Source organism: Stenotrophomonas maltophilia, assembly GCF_025642255.1.
Lineage (GTDB): Bacteria > Pseudomonadota > Gammaproteobacteria > Xanthomonadales > Xanthomonadaceae > Stenotrophomonas > Stenotrophomonas maltophilia_P.
In genome coordinates, this window is the sequence record NZ_CP106759.1 from 3,547,691 (window position 1) to 3,567,213 (window position 19,523).

Annotated in this window: 17 protein-coding genes; 5 read left to right on the forward strand and 12 right to left on the reverse strand. The window is 67.3% G+C overall.

The genetic code is table 11. From position 1 onward, the window contains the following. Positions 1-92: 92 nt before the first annotated feature. Positions 93-695 carry a lipocalin family protein gene (locus tag N8888_RS16175; protein WP_053519815.1) on the forward strand — a complete coding sequence of 201 codons (603 nt, stop codon included), beginning with the start codon at positions 93-95 and terminating at the stop codon, positions 693-695. Positions 696-779: 84 nt separating this feature from the next. Here the strand turns inward: N8888_RS16175 and N8888_RS16180 are convergent, their stop codons facing one another. From N8888_RS16180 to N8888_RS16190, 3 genes are all read right to left on the reverse strand, one after another. Continuing rightward, a complete protein-coding gene (locus tag N8888_RS16180) occupies positions 780-1,469 on the reverse strand; it encodes a methionine ABC transporter permease (RefSeq protein WP_053519816.1) in 690 nt (229 codons plus the stop codon). Continuing rightward, positions 1,466-2,473 carry a methionine ABC transporter ATP-binding protein gene (locus N8888_RS16185; RefSeq protein WP_065181774.1) on the reverse strand — a complete coding sequence of 336 codons (1,008 nt, stop codon included), beginning with the start codon at positions 2,471-2,473 and terminating at the stop codon, positions 1,466-1,468. Before N8888_RS16185 ends, N8888_RS16180 begins: the two co-directional genes overlap by 4 nt. A gap of 178 nt (positions 2,474-2,651) precedes the next feature. Continuing rightward, positions 2,652-3,548 carry a DMT family transporter gene (locus N8888_RS16190; protein WP_065175182.1) on the reverse strand — a complete coding sequence of 299 codons (897 nt, stop codon included), beginning with the start codon at positions 3,546-3,548 and terminating at the stop codon, positions 2,652-2,654. A gap of 119 nt (positions 3,549-3,667) precedes the next feature. Here N8888_RS16190 and N8888_RS16195 point away from each other — a divergent pair, with 119 nt between their 5' ends. Further along, complete coding sequence (locus N8888_RS16195) at positions 3,668-4,150, forward strand: YajQ family cyclic di-GMP-binding protein (RefSeq protein WP_053519819.1); 483 nt, start codon at positions 3,668-3,670, stop codon at positions 4,148-4,150. A gap of 35 nt (positions 4,151-4,185) precedes the next feature. Here the strand turns inward: N8888_RS16195 and N8888_RS16200 are convergent, their stop codons facing one another. The 3 genes from N8888_RS16200 to N8888_RS16210 form a co-directional block, all read right to left on the reverse strand. After that, positions 4,186-5,283, reverse strand: a complete 1,098-nt coding sequence (locus N8888_RS16200) for a helix-turn-helix domain-containing protein (protein ID WP_263175831.1) — start codon at positions 5,281-5,283, stop codon at positions 4,186-4,188. Between the two features lie 116 nt (positions 5,284-5,399). Next, positions 5,400-6,527, reverse strand: coding sequence for an NAD(P)-dependent alcohol dehydrogenase (locus N8888_RS16205; protein ID WP_263175833.1), 1,128 nt, complete (start codon positions 6,525-6,527; stop codon positions 5,400-5,402). A 17-nt stretch (positions 6,528-6,544) separates the two neighbouring features. Further along, complete coding sequence (locus N8888_RS16210; protein ID WP_262218931.1) at positions 6,545-8,011, reverse strand: benzaldehyde dehydrogenase; 1,467 nt, start codon at positions 8,009-8,011, stop codon at positions 6,545-6,547. A gap of 193 nt (positions 8,012-8,204) precedes the next feature. Here N8888_RS16210 and N8888_RS16215 point away from each other — a divergent pair, with 193 nt between their 5' ends. Further along, positions 8,205-8,771, forward strand: a complete 567-nt coding sequence (locus N8888_RS16215) for a DUF1415 domain-containing protein (protein ID WP_053519826.1) — start codon at positions 8,205-8,207, stop codon at positions 8,769-8,771. Further along, positions 8,768-9,571 carry an SDR family oxidoreductase gene (locus tag N8888_RS16220; protein ID WP_053519823.1) on the forward strand — a complete coding sequence of 268 codons (804 nt, stop codon included), beginning with the start codon at positions 8,768-8,770 and terminating at the stop codon, positions 9,569-9,571. The genes N8888_RS16215 and N8888_RS16220 overlap by 4 nt, the downstream gene beginning before the upstream one ends. Before the next feature lie 83 nt (positions 9,572-9,654). On the opposite strand, the gene N8888_RS16225 is transcribed toward N8888_RS16220, so the two are convergent. Next, positions 9,655-11,685, reverse strand: coding sequence for a M3 family metallopeptidase (locus N8888_RS16225; protein WP_053519824.1), 2,031 nt, complete (start codon positions 11,683-11,685; stop codon positions 9,655-9,657). A gap of 169 nt (positions 11,686-11,854) precedes the next feature. Between N8888_RS16225 and N8888_RS16230 the strand changes: the two genes are divergently transcribed. Beyond that, entirely contained in the window at positions 11,855-12,259 is a 405-nt protein-coding gene (locus N8888_RS16230) for a hypothetical protein (protein ID WP_197572356.1), read from the forward strand. Positions 12,260-12,413: 154 nt separating this feature from the next. On the opposite strand, the gene N8888_RS16235 is transcribed toward N8888_RS16230, so the two are convergent. From N8888_RS16235 to N8888_RS16255, 5 genes are all read right to left on the reverse strand, one after another. After that, positions 12,414-13,526, reverse strand: a complete 1,113-nt coding sequence (locus N8888_RS16235; protein ID WP_065181781.1) for a PLP-dependent cysteine synthase family protein — start codon at positions 13,524-13,526, stop codon at positions 12,414-12,416. Between the two features lie 97 nt (positions 13,527-13,623). Continuing rightward, complete coding sequence (locus tag N8888_RS16240) at positions 13,624-15,435, reverse strand: 2Fe-2S iron-sulfur cluster-binding protein (protein WP_345780482.1); 1,812 nt, start codon at positions 15,433-15,435, stop codon at positions 13,624-13,626. Then, a complete protein-coding gene (locus N8888_RS18785; protein ID WP_065181783.1) occupies positions 15,432-16,124 on the reverse strand; it encodes a PepSY domain-containing protein in 693 nt (230 codons plus the stop codon). Before N8888_RS18785 ends, N8888_RS16240 begins: the two co-directional genes overlap by 4 nt. Positions 16,125-16,179: 55 nt before the next feature. Further along, positions 16,180-18,894: a TonB-dependent receptor gene (locus tag N8888_RS16250; protein ID WP_111186214.1), complete on the reverse strand. Its 2,715-nt coding sequence runs from the start codon at positions 18,892-18,894 to the stop codon at positions 16,180-16,182. Between the two features lie 94 nt (positions 18,895-18,988). After that, positions 18,989-19,396 (reverse strand): CopL family metal-binding regulatory protein, encoded by a 408-nt coding sequence (locus N8888_RS16255; protein ID WP_053518715.1) that lies wholly within the window; start codon positions 19,394-19,396, stop codon positions 18,989-18,991. Positions 19,397-19,523: the final 127 nt, after the last annotated feature.

Genomic DNA, 19,523 nt, shown 5'->3' on the forward strand with positions numbered 1-19,523 from the left:
GCAAGGGCCTTCTCATACGCTGCGACACCATTGACGGACCGCGTGCACACAGTCGACCATGCGCGTGCAAGCCCACTGGAGCCCGCTCCCGCATGACTTCGATCCGCCCGCTCTGCGCCGTGCTGCTAGCCCTGTCCCTGGCGGGCCCGGCGCTGGCTGCCAGCGATCCGCCGTCGCCGCGTGCCGCGGCGCCCCGCGCCCCCGATCCGAACGCGCCGATCGATCTGCAACGTTTCATGGGCACCTGGTACGTGATCGGCCGCGTACCGAACTTCGTCGAGCGCGGTCACGTTGCCAGCGTCAACGAGTACGCGCTGCGCGACGATCACAAGGTTGCCATCACCTACCGCTACCGCAACGGCTTCAGCGAACCGCAACAGGAGATCCGCGCCCGTGCCAGCGTCGACCCGGACAGCGGCAACCATGGCTGGCGGACCTGGTTCTACCGCGTGGTGCCGACCCATTCGCGCGTTCTGGAAGTGGCGCCGGATTACTCCTGGGCACTGATCGGCTATCCGGGCCGCGAGATGGCGTGGATCTTTGCCCGTCGGCCTGACATGGACAAGACGCTGTACAAGGAGCTGGCCGAGCGCCTGCGCGACGAGTACGGAGTGAATACCGACAAGCTCAAGCGGGTGCCGCAGCGCCCGGACCAGGTCGGCAAACTGGGCTATGAAGTGCCCAACGCGCGGTGAGACGACGCCGCCGGGCATGGCCCGGCGCTACTGGAACGTCCGCGTGGCAGGGTAGCGCCGGGCCATGCCCGGCGGACGTGCCGGTTACCTGCGGGTGTAATGTGCGACCAGACGGTCGCCGAGCATCTGCAGCAGCTGCACCAGCACCAGCAGCAGCACCACGGTCACCAGGGCGACGTCGGTGTGCGAACGCTGGTAGCCATCACGGAACGCCAGATCGCCCAGGCCGCCCGAGCCGATCGCACCGCCCATGGCGGTGAAGCCGATCAGCGCAACGGTGGTGACCGTGGCACCTGCGATCAGGCCCGGCCGCGCTTCCGGCAGCAGCACACGGGTGACCAGCTGCCAGGTGGTTGCGCCCATCGCCTGGGTCGCCTCGATCACCCCACGGTCCACTTCGCGCAGCGCGGTTTCCACAAGCCGCGCATAGAACGGTGCGGCGCCGATCACCAGGGGCACGATCGCACCGCGAACACCCAGCGACGTCCCCATCATGAACAGCGTCACCGGAATCAGCACGATCATCAGGATGATGAAGGGCACCGAGCGCAGCAGGTTGACCACCAGCGCCAGCACGCCATAGGCGAACGGACGACGCTTCATCTGCGGCGCACCGAACAGGTACAGCAGCACGCCCAGCGGCAGCCCGATGGCCAGGGTCAAGGGCAGCGAACCGGCCAGCATCAGCAGAGTGTCGATGGTGGCCTGGCCGATATCGGCCCACTTGCCGGCATCCAGGTGGCGGAAGAATCCGTCCGCAGCAGCAATGATCATCGACGCAGTTCCTCGACATGCACGCCAGCGGCCACGAACGCGGCCTGCGCGGCGGCGTGATCGCCACCGACCAGGGCCACGACCAGTTGGCCATACGGTGTGTCCTTGATCCGGTCGATACGCCCGGACAGGATGTTGTAATCGACCCCGGTCTGGCGCGCGATGCTGCCCAGCAGGGGTTCGTAGGTATCGCCACCGAGGAAGGTCAAGCGCACGATGCGCCCACTCACGGCGTCGAAATCACGGTGCAGCGTTCCTTCGTCCACATGCTCCGATTCGCTGACGAAACGGCGGGTGGTGGGATGCTGCGGATGCAGGAACACCTGGGTGACCGGACCGGTCTCCACCAGCTGGCCGGCATCGAGCACCGCCACCCGGTCGCAGACGCGGCGGATCACATCCATCTCGTGGGTGATCAGCACGATGGTCAGGCCCAGCTCGCGGTTGATCTTCGACAGCAGCGCCAGCACCGACGCGGTGGTCTGCGGGTCGAGAGCACTGGTGGCCTCGTCGCACAGCAGGATCTGCGGGCGGGTGGCCAAGGCACGGGCGATGCCCACGCGCTGCTTCTGGCCTCCGGACAGCTGGGCCGGGTACTTCTGTGCGTGTGCCTGCAGGCCGACGGTCTGCAGCAGCTCGGCCACCCGGCTGTCGATCTCCGCCTTCGGTGTACCGGCCAGCTCCAGCGGGAAGGCGACGTTGCCCGCCACCGTGCGCGAGGACAGCAGGTTGAAGTGCTGGAAGATCATGCCGATTCGCCGGCGCAGCGAGCGCAGGCCGTCGGCATCCAGCGCGGTGATGTCCTCGCCTCCGATCAGCAATCGGCCACCGGAAGGCTCTTCCAGGCGGTTGATCATGCGGATCAGCGTCGATTTGCCGGCACCGGAATGACCGATGATGCCGAAGACCTCGCCGGCCTCGATGGTCAGGTCCAGCGGTTGCAGCGCGCTGACCGCGCGGCCGGCAACGGCATAGGATTTGTGCAGGCGCTGGAACTCGATCACGGGAGCGGCTCACCGGCAGGCGACAGAAGGGGGCGTGCAGCCTACCAGCGCCGGCGGTCGCGCGCCCGCGCCATGGGCCAGAATGTTATTCCTTTTGGTTCTAAGACGCCTACTCCGGCGCGGATTCCGGGGTCAGAGCCCCTGTGGGGATCTGACCCCGCTCCCCGGCCAAACCGGTTCAGGGATGATCCAGCGGCTTCGGCGGCTGCTGGCGGTTCACCCGCTCGCGGTGCAGCAGGTACAGGCCCGACGCCACGATGATCGCCGCCCCCACCCAGGTGTAGCCATCCGGCAACTGCCCCCAGAAAGCCAGATCCCATCCGATCACCCAGACCAGGCCGCTGTACTCCAGGGGCGCGATCATGGATGCCTCGCCCAGCTGGAAGGCCTTGGTCAGGGCGATCTGACCCAGCGCACCGGCCAGCCCCATGCCCGCGATCAGCGGCGCGTGCGCCAGCAGCAGCGGCCTCCAGCCGGGAATCGCCAGCAGGCCCGCGCCGATCGCCATGATGACCAGGAACCAGACCACCATCGACTGCGAGGTGTCGGTACGGGTCAGCAGGCTGACCGTGATCGCGGCAACGGCGTAGGCGGTGGCCGCGGCCAGCACCATCAGGCCCGGCACCGAGATGAACCCATCCACGCCGGGCCGCAGCACCACCAGCACGCCGACCAGGCCGATGCCGATGGCCACCCAGCGACGCGGTCCGACCCGTTCGCCCAGCAGCGGCACCGACAGGGCCGCGATCAGCAGCGGCGCGACGAAGTAGATGGTGTAGGCGGTGGACAGTGGCAGATCGCGCAACGCGAACACGAAGCAGCCGATCATCGCCATGCCCAGCGCGCCACGCAGCAGATGCAGGCCCCAGCGACGTGGCACCAGCGAACGCGGGCCCGCGCTGACCAGCACCCAGACCAGCACGAACGGCAACGACGCCGCGCCGCGCAGGAAGGTCACCTGCAGGGTGGGATAGCTGGCCGCCAGCTGCTTCATGCCGGCGTCCATCAGGGAGAAGCAGGCGACCGCGGCGACCATCCAGGCCACCGCGCGCGAGGGGGAGCGTTGCACGTTCATGGCCCATTATCGCCGAGCCGGCGGCGGGATGCCGTTGCAGCGATGCCCAGCGCCACGGAAAGCGGGCAGGCTGGCCGGCGCGATAGAATGTCCGCACTGAATTCTGTGGAGCATCGCCCATGCCTTCCTTCGACGTCGTCTCCGAAGTCGACACCCACGAGCTGACCAACGCCATCGACCAGGCCAACCGCGAACTGAGCACCCGCTTCGATTTCAAGGGCGTGGACGCCAAGTTCGAGCGTGATGGCGATGTCATCAACCAGTTCGCGCCGACCGAGTTCCAGCTCAAGCAGATGAACGACATCCTGCGTGCGCGTCTGGCAGCGCGCGGCATCGACGTGCTGAGCCTGGAGTTCGGCGACATCGAGACCAATCTGGCGCAGGCGCGGCAGAAGATCACCGTCAAGCAGGGCATCGAGCAGAAGGTGGCCAAGAAGATCGCCGCCGCACTGAAGGACGCCAAGCTGAAGGTGGAAAGCCAGATCAATGGCGACAAGCTGCGCGTGCAGGGCAAGAAGCGCGACGATCTGCAGGACGCGATCGCAGTACTGAAGGCCGGCAAGTTCGAGCTGCCGCTGCAGTTCAACAATTTCCGCGACTGACTGCTCCGCCGGGCGTGGCCCGGCACCGCGCTCGATCAATCACGCAGCAGCTTGTACAGCGTGGTGCGCGAGATGCCCAGCTGACGTGCGGCCAGACTGAGATTGCCGTCCGCCGCCTGCGCCGCCCGGCGCGCCGCTTCACGCTGCTGATCGCGCAGCGCCGGCGCCGCCATCGTCGCCGGTGAAGACCGTCGCACGCTGTTGCCAGCGACCTTGCGCGGCGCCTGCAGATGCTGCAGGTAGACCGCACTGCCCTCGCCCAACCGGACCCGATGCGGCGCCCCCGGCTGCAGCAGGCGCCGCCGCTGTGCGGCACTGGCGCCGGCAAACACCGCTGCAATATCCAGCAACGGCAGTGGCCCGCGCCGCGGCAGGCCCAACAGACGCCGGGCCACACGGTTGGCGGCGCGCAGCTGGCCATCCTCCTGCACGGCCAGCAGCCCCTGCAAGGGTGACGCCAGCCAGCGCGGATCATGCTGCAGCGCCAGCAGGTGCACATCGGCAAGCGTGTGGAACAGGCGATTCTCGCTGGCCAGTGCGGCCTGCCGGAAATAGCCCTGCAGCAGCGAAGGATCGCGCTCACCCAGCCCGGTGATATCGATCACTCCGCATACCCGCCCGTCGAGATCGTGCAGGGGTTCACTGAGGCAGAACACCGGAGCGAAACGCTGCAGGTAATGTTCATTGCCGCGCACCAGCGCTGGCAGGTCGTCGGCCAGGCTGACCGCCGGCGCGGTGGTGCCGATCTCGCTTTCGCCCAGCCGCCGCCCGACCTGGATCGGCCGCAGCAGGGGCGAGTCTTCCAGGCCATGCGCCTGCTGCGCGATCACCATGCCCTCGCGGTTGGCGCAGAACATCGTCCAGCCACGTCCGCCGAAAGCGGCCCACAGCTGTTCCAGCTCCGGTTGCACGCAGCGTGCCAGGCGACGGTCGTCGCGCTGTGGCAGATGCCGGCCATCGCTCTGCAGCGGCAGGTAGACCGGTTCCTGCCCGGGCTGCAGGCCAGCCGCGCGCGAGCGCATCCACGACTGCTGCAACGGCTGCGGCAACACGTTCAATGAGCGCGCATCGCCCTCGGCAAAGGCCGCGCGTGCCGCTACCAGCTGCTGTTGCCCGACGGAGGTTGCGATCATGGGCGCAGCGTACACCCGCCAGCGGCAACGCCACGTTACGCTCCGATGAGGTATTGGCCTGCGGTTGCCGCCCATCCGGCAGGTGCAGGGCGAAGCCCTGCAGCCCTGCCCTCAGATCACGCCGCGATGCGCAGGATCGGCTTCAGGGTGATGCCCCGGGTGCTGTCCTCGGCCGCCTGGTTGATCTGCTCCAGCGGGTAGAACTTCACCAGCCTGTCGAACGGGAAGCGGCCCTGCTGGAACAGCGTGACCAGCTGCGGAATGAACATCTGCGGCACGCTGTCGCCTTCCACGATGCCACGGATGCTGCGGCCACCCAGCAGCAGGTTGTTCACGTCGAAACTGGCGGTCGTGCCCAGCTTTGGTGCACCGACCACGCCCATCATGCCCAAGCCCCCCAAGGCCTCGATACCCGCAGAGAGCACCTCCGGGCGACCGGTCGATTCCAGCGCGAAATCAGCGCCACCGCCGGTGATGGCGCGCACGGCCTCGACCACATCGGTCTCGCGGCTGTTGACCACGTGGGTGGCGCCCAGCTCCAGCGCGAGTGCCAGCCGCGACGGCACCACATCGATGGCGATGATGGTCGTGGCACCGGCCACCTTGGCCGCCATCACCGCACTCAGACCGACTGCGCCGGCACCGTAGCTGGCAAAACTGCTGCCCGAGCGTACCTTCAGCGAATTGAGTACCGCGCCGGCACCGGTCTGGATGCCGCAGCCCAGCGGGCCCAGCAGTTCCAGAGGCGCATCGTCGGGCACTTTGATCGCATTGATCTCGCGCGCCAGCGCATAGGTGGCAAACGAAGACTGCGCGAAGAAATGGTCGTGCAACGGCTGACCCTGCCCATCGGTGATGGCGGTATGGCCGTGGCCATCATCGCCCCCGAAGTTCAGCGCGAAGAAATCCCTGCAGTAGGCGCCATGACCGCCCCGGCACGGATTGCAGTGGCCGCAGGCGCCATAGGTCAGCACCACGTGATCCCCTGCTTTCAGTTCCTTTACGTTGGGGCCGACCGCCTCCACGACGCCGGCGCCTTCGTGACCCAGCACCGCGGGCAACGGCACCGGGTAGTACTGATCGCGCACGATCAGGTCGGTGTGGCACAGGCCGGTGGCTACCACCTTCACCAGGACCTCATCCTCCTGCGGGCCGCGCAGCCGGGCCTGCTCGATGACGAAGGGTTGTTCCTTGCCGCGGACCACTGCGGCGGTGATCTCGCGTGTTGCCGTATTGTCGTTCATCGTGATGGCTCCTTCGATCAGATCGGGTAAGCGGGCGCCTCGCCCTTGACGGTCAACCACTGCCACTGCGTGAACTCCTCCCAGTTGGCGGGGCCGCCGATACTGGTGCCATTGCCGGATGCTCCGACGCCGCCAAAGGGATTGATCACCTCGTCGTTCACGGTCTGATCGTTTATGTGCAGCAGTCCGGTGCGCAGGCGCTCGCCGAGCTTCAGTGCGCGGCCGACATTGCTGGAAACGATGGCCATCGACAGGCCGTACTCGCTGTCGTTGGCCAGGCGCACGGCATCGTCGTCATCGTCGAACGGCACCACCACCGCCACCGGCGCGAAGATTTCTTCGTTGAACGCCGGATTGTCAGCAGCGACGTTGCCAAGCACGGTCGGCGCGAAGAACAGATCGCGATAGGTACCTCCGGCCTCCAGCGAGGCACCGGCCTGCACTGCCTGCTCGACCACGCGCGTGGCGTGGTCGCGCTGGCCGGCATTGATCAGCGGACCGATCGCCACGTCTTCGCGCGCCGGATCGCCCACCTTCAATGAATTGGCCTTGGCCACCAGCTTCTGCAGGAACGCGGAGTGGATCTTCCGCTGCACCAGCACGCGGCCGGTCGCCATGCAGATCTGGCCCTGATGCAGGTAGACCCCCCACGCGGTGTTGGCCACCGCCAGGTCGAGGTCGGCATCATCGAGGATGATCAACGAGTTCTTGCCGCCCAGCTCCAACGAGACCTTCTTCAGATGCTTGCCCGCCGCCTCTCCGACCTTGCGCCCGGCGGCGGTGGAGCCGGTGAACTGGATCATCGCCACGTGCGGATCGCTGGTCAGCGCAGCGCCGGCCGCGCCATCACCGGGCAGCATGTGCAGAACGCCTGCCGGCAGGCCGGCCTGCTCGAACAGGCGTGCGATCACCGCCCCGCCGCACACCGCTGTGCGCGGGTCAGGTTTGAGTACCACCGCGTTGCCCAGCGCGATGGCCGGCGCCACCGCGCGCATGGCCAGATACAGCGGGAAGTTGAAAGGCGAGATGACCCCCACCACACCCAGCGGTCGGCGCCGCGCCAGATTCAGCCGGCCCGGCTCGGAAGGCAGAATCTCGCCGGTGCTGCGCGACGGCAGCGCCGCAGCCTCGTGCAGTGCCTTGATGGTCACCTTGGCCTCAAAACCTGCCTTCAGGCGGGTGGAGCCGCTTTCGCGTACCAGCCATTCGACCAGGGTGTCGATGTGTTCTTCGGCCAGGCGTGCCGCTTTGCGCAGCACTTCAGCGCGCTGTTCGTACGGAGCCGCCGCCCACGCCTGCTGCGCCTGCGCAGCGGCCGCCGCCGAGCGCGCCACCTGCGCCGGGTCGGCCAAGCCGATCTGGCCGAGCGTGTTACCGGTGGCCGGCTCGATCACCGGCTGCCGTTGCGCGGCCGCCTGCCACCGGCCATCGAAGAGGGCGCCGGCCCAAAGGGCGTCCGGCAGCCACGGAGAAGATGCAGTCATGGGTGTCCTCCTGTGTCGTGCGTCCATTCCACGCCTACCGCCCGCAGCAGGCAATCGGCCATCTGCCGGTGGCCTGCAAAGGCTTGAATCGGCGGGGATTTGCAGCATGGCGACTGTCCAGTTCCTGCACAGTGAACAGCGCAGCGGCGGCACACTGCCTACAATGGCGACCTCGCCCGCCGATGTGCCCGCCATGACCGATATCGCCCTGCCCACCGACGACCCGATCGCCGCCACCCGCCTGTGGCTGGAGCGCATCGTCATCGGCCTGAACCTGTGTCCGTTCGCCAAGGCCGTATATGTGAAGGACCAGGTCCGCTTCGTGCTCAGTGATGCCACCACCCCCGAAGCACTGGTCGAACAGCTGGCCGAGGAACTGGTGCTGCTGCGGGACACGCCGGCCGAGCAGATCGACACCACCCTGATCGTGCACCCGCAGGTGCTGACGGATTTCCTGGACTACAACGACTTCCTCGACAACGCCGACGCGGCGATCGAGGCGCTCGATCTGCAGGGCATCCTGCAGGTGGCCAGCTTCCATCCGGACTACCAGTTCGAAGGCGTGGCCGCCAACGACGCCAGCAATTACACCAACCGCGCGCCCTATCCCACGCTGCACCTGCTGCGCGAGGACAGCGTGGCACGCGCGGTGGACGCCTTCCCCGATCCGGACGTGATCGTCGAGCGCAACATCCAGACGCTGGACCGCATCGGCGTGGACGGCTGGCATCGCCGCCTGCGTGGCGAAGACCTGTCATGAGCGCGGCTCCGCCGATCGCTGCCTGGCCTGCCGCGCCGCTGGCGGGCAAGGTGGTGCTGGTCACCGGTGGCGCCAATGGCATCGGCCGCGGCATCGCCCAGGCCGTGCTCGGTGCCGGCGGCCGCGTGCTGATCGGTGATCTGGATACGGAAGCCGGCCACGCCTGCCTGGCCGAATGGCAGCGCGATGACGATGCGGCGTTCCAGCCCCTGGACATCACCGACGAAGCCAGCGTGCGCGCGTTCATCGCCACGGCGGTGCAGCGGTTTGGCGGCATCGATGGCCTGGTCAACAATGCCGGCATCGCCGGTGCGCACGGTACGCCGCTGCAGGACATGGCGTGGGACGAATGGCAGCGCCGCCTGTCATCGCTGCATGGCGCTTTCCTGTGCAGCCGGCATGCCCTGCCGGCACTGTCATCCGGTGGCGCCGGCGCCATCATCAACATCGCCTCGACCCGCGCCCGGCAGTCCGAAGCCCATAGCGAAGCCTATGCCGCGGCCAAGGGCGGACTGGTGGCATTCACCCACGCGCTGGCAATCAGCGCCGGACCGGCGGTACGGGTGAACAGCATCAGTCCGGGCTGGATCGGCACCAGCGAGTGGCAGGCGCCCTCCCGGCGCCATGCGCCCGAGTATTCGGCCATCGACCACGCACAGCATCCGGTCGGCCGCGTCGGCCGCCCGGAAGACATCGGCGCGCTGGCGGTGTACCTGTTGTCGCCGCTGTCCGGATTCACCACCGGCCAGGATTTCATCGTCGACGGCGGCATGACCCGCAGGATGATCTACGCCGAATAGAGCACCGCTTTCCGGTAGGTGCGGACCTTGGTCCGCACCATTGCCAGGAAGTGCCAACCAAGGTTGGCACCTACCAGAGCGGCTTACGCCATGCCCGAATGGCGCAGCAGTGCATCGATCTGCGGCGCACGGCCACGGAAGGCCTTGAAGTTCTCGGCCGCTGGACGGCTGCCCCCGCGCGAGAGGATCTCGTCGCGGAAACGTGCACCGGTCGCGGCCAACGCCTGCGGTGCTTCCTCGAACGCCGCATAGGCATCGGCACTGAGCACCTCGGCCCATTTGTAACTGTAGTAGCCGGCCGCATAGCCACCGGCGAAGATGTGGCTGAACTGATGCGGGAAGCGGTTCCAGGCTGGCGGATGATTCACCGCCACTTCGCCGCGCACGCGCTCCAGCAGTGCCAGCACACTGTCCTGCGTGGGCTCGAACTGGCTGTGCAGCAGCATGTCGAACAGACCGAACTCCAGCTGGCGGACAGTCGCCATGCCGCTGTGGAAATTGCGCGCGGCCAGCATGCGCTCATACAGCGCACGTGGCAGCGGTTCACCCGTCTCCACGTGCGCAGTCATGCGCTGCAGGTGGTCCCATTCCCAGCAGAAGTTCTCCATGAACTGGCTGGGGAGCTCCACCGCATCCCATTCCACGCCATTGATGCCGGCCACGCCCAGCTCACCAATCCGGGTCAGCAGCTGGTGCAGGCCATGGCCCATTTCATGGAACAGCGTGGTCACTTCATTGTGGCTGAACGTAGCAGGCCTGCCGCTGGCGCCGCGACCGAAGTTGCACACCAGGTACACCAGCGGCGTCTGCACGCTGCCATCGGCACGCTCGCGCCGGTTGCGGCAATCGTCCATCCACGCACCGCCGCGCTTGCCCTCACGGGCGTACAGATCCAGATAGAACTGGCCTACCAGCGCGTCCTGCGCATCGACCAGGCGGAAGAAGCGTACGTCCTCGTGCCAGACCGGCGCGCTGTCCTCCTGCACGCGCAGTCCATACAGCTGCTCGATCACCGAGAACAATCCACCCAGCACCTTCGGCTCGGTGAAGTACTGTTTCACCTCCTGCTCGGAATAGCTGTAGCGCGCCTGCTTCAGGCGGTCGGCCGCGAACGCCAGGTCCCAGGCCTGCAGGCTGTCGATGCCCAGGTGGTCACGCGCGAACTGCTCCAGTTCGGCACGGTCCCTGGCCGCGAACGGCTTGGCGCGCGACGCCAGGTCACGCAGGAAGCCCAGCACTTCGGCCGGGTCCTGCGCCATCTTGGTGGCCACCGAGTAGTCGGCGTAGGAATCAAAGCCGAGCAGTGCGGCCAGTTCGGCCCGCAGGGCCAGGATGCGGTCGATGTTGCCGCTGTTGTCCAACGCGTCATCGCCGAATTCGGAAGCGCGCTGCGCGCTGGCCCGGTACAGGATCTCGCGCAGGTCACGATCTTCGGCCCAGGTCTGTACCGGCAGATAACACGGCATCTGCAGCGTCAACTTCCAACCGTCCCTGCCATCGTTCGCCGCTGCCGCACGCGCGGCAGCCTTCACGTCGTCCGGCACGCCGGCCAGGCGTGCTTCGTCTTCCACGATCAACGACCACGCATCGGTGGCGTCCAGCACATTCTGCGAGAACTTCGCGGACAGCGCCGACAGTTCTTCCTTGATCGCGGCGAACCGCTGCTGGGCGTCCGGCGCCAGCTCCGCGCCCCCCAGGCGGAAGTCGCGCAGCGTATTGTCCAGCACCTTGCGCCGGGCCTCATCGAACGACCCCGCCTCCGGGCCGGTGGCCAATGCCTGGTACTGGCGGTACAGCGCCAGGTTCTGGCCCAGCGCACTGGCGAAGCGGGTCACCCGCGGCAGGTTGCTGTTGTAGGCCTCGCGCAGTTCCGGCGTGTTGACCACGCCCTGCAGGTGGCCGACCAGGCCCCAGGCGCGCCACAGCCGCTCGGTGGCATCGTCCAGCGGGACCACGAAGGTGTCCCAGCGGACCGGCTGCACCTGCTCGGCTGCGTTGACGGCGGCCTCGGCCTCGGCCAGCAGCACGTCCAGCGCCGGCGCCACGTGCTCGGGGCGGATCGCCTCGAAGCGCGGCAGGCCGGAGAAATCGAGCAGGGGGTTGGCAGCGGTCACGGCAGATCTCCAGTTACGGGCCCGAGGAGCGGGCAGCCCAGTCGATATGGCGCTGGCCGGAGCCGCAGACAAGGGGGGCGCGCCGATCATTCACGTCGGCCTTACGGGGTCGCGCGGAAGCTCTGGGTGCGGGGGAGTCCGCAGCGGAACATGCCGATAGAGGCCCCACATGGAAGGTCTGGCTCAGGTTGCAACCGCGTTGCCGGTCCGGTCGCTGGCGCTGTCTGCCAGCGCGGAGGAGTTGTCCTGGATCGCCACATTGTGCGATCCCGGCGATGATGCCCGGCGCCATCTGCAGGAGCTGCAGGTGCTCATGCAGCAGGGCGGCATCCTCAACGATGAGCAGGAGTGGTACCCGTTCGAGGTGATCGAACGCGGTGCCCGCCACCTGCACCCGGGGCACGAGCGTGAGTTCGTGATCTGCGTGCTGCTGTGGCTGCAGGCGCTGGCCCAGGACCGCATCAGCAGCCTGGACCCACGGCTGCACCTGGATGATCGCGCGATGGACATCGAGGCGCTGCCTGATGCGCTGCGCGATGCGGTGCTCGACGCGTTCACTGCGGCGGGATACTGATCGGGATGCGCCGCTGCGCTCGCCGGGCGTGGCCCGGCGCTACCGGGATCGACGGGCTCTGATACGCCGCTGCGCTCGCCGGGCATGGCCCGGCGCTACCGCGATCGACGGGCTCTGGTAGCGCCGGGCCATGCCCGGCGGAGGCACCGCAGGCTTACAGCGCTTCCAGGCTGCAGCACGGCAGCGCAGGCAGGCCCTGACCCGCCACGGCCGCGGCCAGCTGCGCATCGGCACCGTCCACATCGATGCCCTGTCGTGCGTACCACGCCGGGTCGTAATAGCTCTGCGCGTAGCGCTCGCCACTGTCGCACAGGATGCTGACGATGCTGCCGTGGCGGCCGGCTTCGCGCATCCACTGCGCCGCCTGCAGCACACCGATGAAGTTGGTGCCGGTGGAGCCTCCCACGCGCCGACCGAGCTGCCGGCTGACGTGGCGCATGGCTGCCAGGCTCAATGCATCCGGCACCTTCACCATCGCATCGACGCTGGTTGGAATGAAGCTCGGCTCCACCCGCGGTCGGCCGATGCCTTCCACACGGGAGCCACCGCTGCAGGTCAGGTCACGCCACTGCTGCTCGCCCGCCACCGCCGCCTGGTAGCCCTCGAAGAACACCGAGATCTCCGGATCCGCGCAGAGGATGCGGGTGTCGTGCCGCCGGTAGCTGACGTAGCGGCCCAGCGTGGCCGCAGTGCCGCCGGTGCCTGGGCTGCACACGATCCACTCGGGTACCGGGCTGGGCTCTTCGGCCATCTGCTTGAAGATGGACTCGGCGATGTTGTTGTTGGCGCGCCAGTCAGTGGCCCGTTCGGCGTAGGTGAACTGGTCCATGAAGTGACCGCCGGTTTCGCGCGCCAGCCGTTCCGATTCGCAGTTGAGATCACAGGCGCGCTCGACCAGGTGGCAGCGGCCACCATGGAATTCGATGGCAGCGATCTTTTCCGGCGAGGTCGTGGCCGGAATCACCGCGATGAAGGGCAGCCCCAGCAGGCGTGCGAAATACGCTTCGGACACCGCGGTCGAGCCGCTCGACGCCTCGATCACCGGCCGCCCTTCGCGCAGCCAGCCGTTGGCCAGCGCGTACAGGAACAGCGAACGCGCCAAGCGGTGCTTGAGGCTGCCGGTGGGGTGGCTGGATTCATCCTTCAGGTAGACATCGATGCCTTCGAACCCGGGCAGCGCCATCGGGATCAGGTGGGTATCGGCGGACCGGTTGAAATCGGCTTCGATCTTGCGGATGGCCGCAGCCACCCAGGCGCGCTGGGACATGGAACGCCACTTCGGTGAGTACAGCTGCGCATTCTACTCCGCCCGCACCGCTGCAACGGGCGCCGCGGCCGCCCTGCACGGCCACGGCGCCTCCACTTCAGATCTTGAAATCGTCGTATGCGATCCGCTCTTCCGTCACCCCCAGCCGCTGCAGCAGCTGCCGGGTCGCGGCCAGCATCGGTGGTGGCCCGCACAGGTAGAACTCGCAGCCGGAAAGATCCGGATGCCGTTGCAGCAGATCCTCATGGATGGCGTCATGCACGCGCCGGCCAGTTCCCTGCCCGGACCAGACGGGATGCCAGCTGAAGTTCGCGTGCGCTGCCTGCAGGGCCTGCATCTGCGCCATGTAGGGGCAATCGCGGTCGCTGCGGGCACCGTACCAGTAGTGGATGCGCTCCTGCCCTCCCTCGGAAAGCCGATGTTCGATCATCGCCCGCAGCGGCGCCATGCCGGCGCCGGCTCCGATGAAGATCTTTTCCCGGGACACGCCGCTGAGCGCGAAATCACCGAACGGTCCGCTGTAGCGGACGCGATCGCCGGGGCGCAACGCGTACAGATAGCTGGACCCTTTGCCCGGCGGATGCCGCTTGCCCTGCTGCCAGCCAGGGCTGAACCGGGCCAGCAGCACCAGGCGCCCCGCTTCGGCGGCAACCGGCATCGCCAGCGAGTACGAACGACGCACCGCCGCCTTGTTGTGCAGGGTTTCCGGCAGGGCCAACGGTGCCCAGTCCTGCCGGTGTTCGTCCGGATGCCAGAGCGCGGAACGGGGCAGCTCGTATTCGGGCACATGCAGCTGCAGGTAGCAGCCGGGTTGATAGAGTGCGTCGGCGGCGTGGTCGGGACGCAGGTGGATCTCGCGCAGGAACGGGGTCACCGCTTCGATCCGCTCGACCGTTGCCTCATGCTCGGTCCACAGGCTGGCACCGCCGGCTACCTCGATCTCCATATCCGCCTCCACCTGCAGGTTGCAGGCGAGCCGGCAGCCGACCTTCAGGCGCGATCCGGCCAGGTGCGCCCGATCTGCGGCGGAAGGGGTTCCAGCCTGTCCACGGACCCGGACTTCGCACAGTCCACAGCTCTGCCCGCCGCCGCAGTTGGAAGGCAGGTTCACGCCTTCGCGGGCCAGCGCCAGGTAGACACTGTCCCCCTGCGCCGCGGCCACGGTGCGCAGGTGCGTGCCTCCCGGGGCGAACACTGCCAACTGCCGGCGGCTGCGCCATCGATGTGGAACGAACTCATGCAGGCGGACGCTTGCCAGCAGCAGCCACGCGCCGGTCAAGGCCATCCACAGCCCCCCCAGCCCCATCCCCACCACCAGCGGATTGTTGAAGTTGGCCCGCGCCGCGTAGTCCATGATGTGCAGCATCCAGAACACATCGAACAGCCGCCACGTTGCGGTGCGATGCTCGAGCACCTGTCCGCTGTCGGCGGAGACGTAGACGGTGGTGTCCTGCGCATCGCCGAAGTCCACCCGCCACACCGCGTCGGGATGGCCGCGCGTCTCCAGACTGTGCGCCAGATGCACCGGCGCTGCGGGCACGCCCTGGCCACGGTAGGCGGCCTGCGCGACGCGCAGCGCGATCACCGGATCGATGGTGATGCGCCTGCCATCACGCGCATCGATCACCTCGGTGCCTTCCGCTGACTGCAGTCGATACACCGGCGCCTGCAGCAGCCAGCCGCTGTCCAGGGTCGCGGCCGGCCACCGCGCAGCACGCAGCGCATCGGCCGGTGAGACGGTATCTGCCGGCCATGCCAGGGGCGCCGCGGGCGCAGCCCGCTGCGAAGTGCCGGCGATCCGGTCCGGGTCAAGCAGGCTCATGCCCAGTCCACTGCCGAGCCAGACCAGGAACTGCAGTCCCACCAGCACCCCGATCCACCTGTGCAGCCGGCGCAGCCACGGCGTCATGCGCGCCTCCTCTGGCCGAAGCTGTAGAACAGCAGCCACACGCCACTGAGGCCGAATGCCAGCCCGATCACCGATGCGACGCGCAGCAGGCCATTGTTGACGTCGGTGCGCTGCTCGTAGTCCATGATGTGGAACATCCACAGGAAATCGAACCAGCGCCACAGGCTGTGCCGGCGCGCCAGCAGTTCACCGCTGTCCGGTGACAGGTACAGCGTGGTGCTTCCGCGGTCAGCGAAATGGACGGCCCACATCGGCACCGGTCGCGTCTTCACTTCCGACGGCGCACGGGTCACCCATTCCACCCGCGCGACCTCGCCTGCGCCCTGGTACAGCGCTGTGGCCAGCGCGATGGCGCCATCCCGGTCCAGCCGCGGCAGGCGCTCTCCACTGCGGGCATCGACCAGGAAGCGTTCCGGTCCGCGCTGGACGTCGTAGACCTCACGCTCCAGCAGCCGCTTGAGGCGGAACGACTGCAGGCCGGGATAACGCGCGGCCAGCACATCGACACCGACCCGATCATGCACCGGCGCCAGCGGTTCGCCACGGACATGGGCCAGGTGGTCGCCATGGATCACCTGCAGCGGCACCACGGTCATGTAGACCCCGCTGAGCATCCACAACAGCGCCTGCACACCGATCACCAGTCCGATCCATTTGTGGGCGCGGCGCGCCCAGAATGCGGGTTTCATCTACCTTCTCTCCCTTGCGGAGCACCCCCGCCGCAGGCGACGGGGGCGCGTGCGATCACCAGCGGTAGCCGATGCGTGCATACCAGCGACGACCGAGCAGGTCGTAGGTCATGGTGTCTGTGTTGGCGTCGGTATAGCTCTGGATGAACGGCGCCGAGCGATCAAAGACGTTGTCCACGCCCAGCGCCACATCCAGCGCCTTGCTGACCGCGTACCTGAGCTGGAGATTGTGATAGAACACCGATGGCGCATGATCACCGATGTCGCCACGCGCGGCATTGATGTCGTCGGCCCGGCCGATGTACTGGGTGGTCCAGGTACCGGACCATTGCCCACGGGACGCGTTCATCGACATCAGTCCACGCCACTTGGCATAGCTGCCACGGCCGCCGGTGATCCTGCCGGCATACGTGATCACCTCTGCTCCGGCATACGGGCGCACGTCATAACGCTGAAGGTAGGAGATGTCGGCACTGATGCTGGCGTCCATGCCCCACGGCTTGAACTCGTAGAGTGCGCCCAGGTCGTAGCCACTGACCTGCTCATCGGCCGTGTTCACCGGCTGCGATGAGAGGTAGTTCACTTCGCCGGTGCGCGGGTCGCGGGTGAAGTTGCTGGCGTCGCAGAACGGATGCGCCAGCGACGGAGTGTTGTAGCAGATGGCCAGCTTGGTGGAGCCGGCGATACGCTGGATCGCGTTCTCGATGCGGATGCGGTAGTAGTCCAGGGTGAGCGTCAGCCCGGGTGCGAACGTGGGTGTCCACACCACCCCGGCGGTGAAGGAGGTCGCATCTTCCGGCTCGAGATCCGCATTGCCGCCGGACGTGGTCAGGATGGTATTGCCCGGCTGCACGTAACCAGCCGGCACGCCATCGGCCTGGCAGTTCGCACGCACGATCGAGCTGGCCGGCAGTCCGCTCCAGCCACTGCAGGGGTCGGTGGTGGTGAGGTTGCCCTCGGACACGCCACCGAACAGTTCGGGGATGTTGGGAATGCGGAATGCCGTAGCATAGGTGCTGCGCAGCTTCAGCGAAGGGCTGACCTGCCAGTCCAGCCCGGCCTTGTAGTTGAAGTCGCGCCCGAACAGGTCGTAGTCGGACACGCGGCCGGCCAGGTTGAGGTACAGCGAATCTGCGATGACCGCGTCCTGCAGCAGCGGCACCGCCAGCTCCATGTACGCTTCCTTGGCCGTGTATCGCCCGGCGATCGGATCCTGCTGGTTGGTGTTGCCGATGCCGAGCACGGTCAACGGATCCGGATCACGCCAACCGCGCTCCCTGCGCACCTCCACGCCCGCGGCGAATCCCACCCAGCCTGCCGGCAGCTCGAAGATCTGCCCGCTGAGATTGGCGGTGAAGCTCTTCTGCTCGTTTCCGCCGGTATCGCGCGAGGTGTACAGGATGTAATCCAGCACGTCACGGCTCAGGTCCCCGTAGCCGAGATAGTCGCCGCAGGGAATCGCTGCGCCGGGCGCGGTACTGCACAGGGACCGGTCCAGCGTCTGGTCGACGCGATCGAGGTTGGCGACATTGTCCGAACCATCCACGCCGGTGTTGCGCCCCCAGTTGAAGGCCACCGACCAGTCCCAGCTGGTGCCGAACTGGCCTTTCAGGCCCGCTACCACCCGGTAGGTGTCGGTCTCCTGGAAGAAGTGGCGGGGACCGGCCTCTTCCAGGCGCCGGCGCTGCAGCAGCAGATCCTGCCCGGTGGGATTGGTCGGATGGTCGGCGGCGATGTTGATCGGCCGGTAGACGCCCAGCCCACCCGAGGTCGCCAGCTGCCTGGACTGGCGGTTGGTGTACATCGCTTCGATGAACGCGCGTGTGCTGTCATTCAACTGGCTGTCGCCGAACACGCTCAGGCTGAGCCGCTCGATCGGGTTGACCGCGTTGAGCGTGGGATTGCCGTTGTAGTTGTGCTTGGCCGCCGAATAGGGCTCGTAGAAATCGCCGTCGCCTCCGGGCACCTGGTTGAAGTTGACCCGTCGGCCATCCGCCAGCAGTGCACGACCACCGATGGTGGACGAACTGCCGGAGCAGACCAGCCGGCCATCGGATTCGATCAGGCCGCAGGGCGCGCGCGAGGCCATGTTGACCGCTCCGCTGTCGAAGTAGCTGACCGCAGCCATCAGCGAGCCGCGTTCGCTGCTGACACCCCAGCTGACATCGACCGAGGTTTCCTCGCCGTCGCCCTGGCTGGTCTGGCCATAGCGCACCACCGCTTCGGCACCCTCGAATCCCTGCTTGGTGATGATGTTGACCACGCCAGCCACCGCATCGGCGCCATAGATTGCCGATGCACCGTCCTTGAGCACCTCCACGCGCTCGATCAGTGAGACCGGAATGACATTGAGGTCGACCGAACTGTTGGCGCCGGTGCCGCCATTGACGATGCGCCGGCCGTTGAGCAGGACCAGGGTCCGGTTGATGCCGAGACCGCGCAGATTGACCTGGGTGGTGCCGTAGCCGTTCTCGGCCCAGTACGCATTGCTCTGGCTGCCCGCGAACCCTGCCGAGGCCGGCAGGCGCTGCAGCAGGGTTTCCACCGAGGTGGCGCCGGAACGTTCGATGGCCTCGGCATCGACCACGCTCACCGGGCCGACGCCTGACAGCTGCGCGCGCTTGATGTGGCTGCCGGTCACCTGCACGGTATCCAGCGTGCGTGCCTTCGCATCGGGCGACTGCGCATCCTGCGCGGCGACGGAGTGGACAACGGAGACGCACAGCAGACTGCCGATGGCCGCAGCCATGGCATTGGACTTCAGATACATGTTTTCTCTCCCGCAGGAATACTGTCTCTGGGTGCCCCCGCCACGATTCGGGCAAAGGGACACGACGGCGTCATGTCGACGCGGGGACAGCCGCTCAGGCGATGGGAGGTCGGAATACGCGGGAAAGTTTGCTGGCAGGCAGGATCAGTGCCGGCAGCGCAATGTCCAGCGCGATGCGCGGATGGGCGCTGGGCAGCAGCAGCGATGGCATCGGAGGGTAGAGACTCAACAGGCAGCGGCAGTCGCAGCCGGCCGCATCGACACAGCTGCAGTGATCCTTGTGCACGTCGCCGGCGGCCACCGGCGCCTGATCATGGCGGGTGTGGCCCGACGCCGGTGCCGCGCTGCGCGGTGTTGCCTGGCAGCCCGCAATCGCCCGGCCCGCGGAGCCTGCAGCGTCCCCGCCAGGCAGCGCCATGCGCGTCCCCGCCCACGCTCCGAAGACACCTTCGAAGAGGAGCACGGCCATCAGCAGCAGCGGCAGCCATCGGCGGTAAGGCATGGGACCCCTGAAGACCCTCGGTTATTTGTATATACATACCATCATTAGCGCGGCAGGCAACGGGCTGTCAACCGCCCGCGACGATGCGCGGGCGTCTCGCCATCCCTGCCGGATTCCCCTGCGTCCC

Excerpts from the sequence above, each read along its gene's own strand:
- N8888_RS16175 (WP_053519815.1), top strand. The coding sequence starts at position 93 with ATGACTTCGATCCGCCCGCTCTGCGCCGTGCTGCTAGCCCTGTCCCTG.
- N8888_RS16180 (WP_053519816.1), bottom strand. The coding sequence starts at position 1,469 with ATGATCATTGCTGCTGCGGACGGATTCTTCCGCCACCTGGATGCCGGC.
- N8888_RS16190 (WP_065175182.1), bottom strand. The coding sequence starts at position 3,548 with ATGAACGTGCAACGCTCCCCCTCGCGCGCGGTGGCCTGGATGGTCGCC.
- N8888_RS16195 (WP_053519819.1), top strand. The coding sequence starts at position 3,668 with ATGCCTTCCTTCGACGTCGTCTCCGAAGTCGACACCCACGAGCTGACC.
- N8888_RS16200 (WP_263175831.1), bottom strand. The coding sequence starts at position 5,283 with ATGATCGCAACCTCCGTCGGGCAACAGCAGCTGGTAGCGGCACGCGCG.
- N8888_RS16205 (WP_263175833.1), bottom strand. The coding sequence starts at position 6,527 with ATGAACGACAATACGGCAACACGCGAGATCACCGCCGCAGTGGTCCGC.
- N8888_RS16210 (WP_262218931.1), bottom strand. The coding sequence starts at position 8,011 with ATGACTGCATCTTCTCCGTGGCTGCCGGACGCCCTTTGGGCCGGCGCC.
- N8888_RS16215 (WP_053519826.1), top strand. The coding sequence starts at position 8,205 with ATGACCGATATCGCCCTGCCCACCGACGACCCGATCGCCGCCACCCGC.
- N8888_RS16220 (WP_053519823.1), top strand. The coding sequence starts at position 8,768 with ATGAGCGCGGCTCCGCCGATCGCTGCCTGGCCTGCCGCGCCGCTGGCG.
- N8888_RS16230 (WP_197572356.1), top strand. The coding sequence starts at position 11,855 with ATGGAAGGTCTGGCTCAGGTTGCAACCGCGTTGCCGGTCCGGTCGCTG.
- N8888_RS16235 (WP_065181781.1), bottom strand. The coding sequence starts at position 13,526 with ATGTCCCAGCGCGCCTGGGTGGCTGCGGCCATCCGCAAGATCGAAGCC.
- N8888_RS16240 (WP_345780482.1), bottom strand. The coding sequence starts at position 15,435 with ATGACGCCGTGGCTGCGCCGGCTGCACAGGTGGATCGGGGTGCTGGTG.
- N8888_RS18785 (WP_065181783.1), bottom strand. The coding sequence starts at position 16,124 with ATGAAACCCGCATTCTGGGCGCGCCGCGCCCACAAATGGATCGGACTG.
- N8888_RS16250 (WP_111186214.1), bottom strand. The coding sequence starts at position 18,894 with ATGTATCTGAAGTCCAATGCCATGGCTGCGGCCATCGGCAGTCTGCTG.
- N8888_RS16255 (WP_053518715.1), bottom strand. The coding sequence starts at position 19,396 with ATGCCTTACCGCCGATGGCTGCCGCTGCTGCTGATGGCCGTGCTCCTC.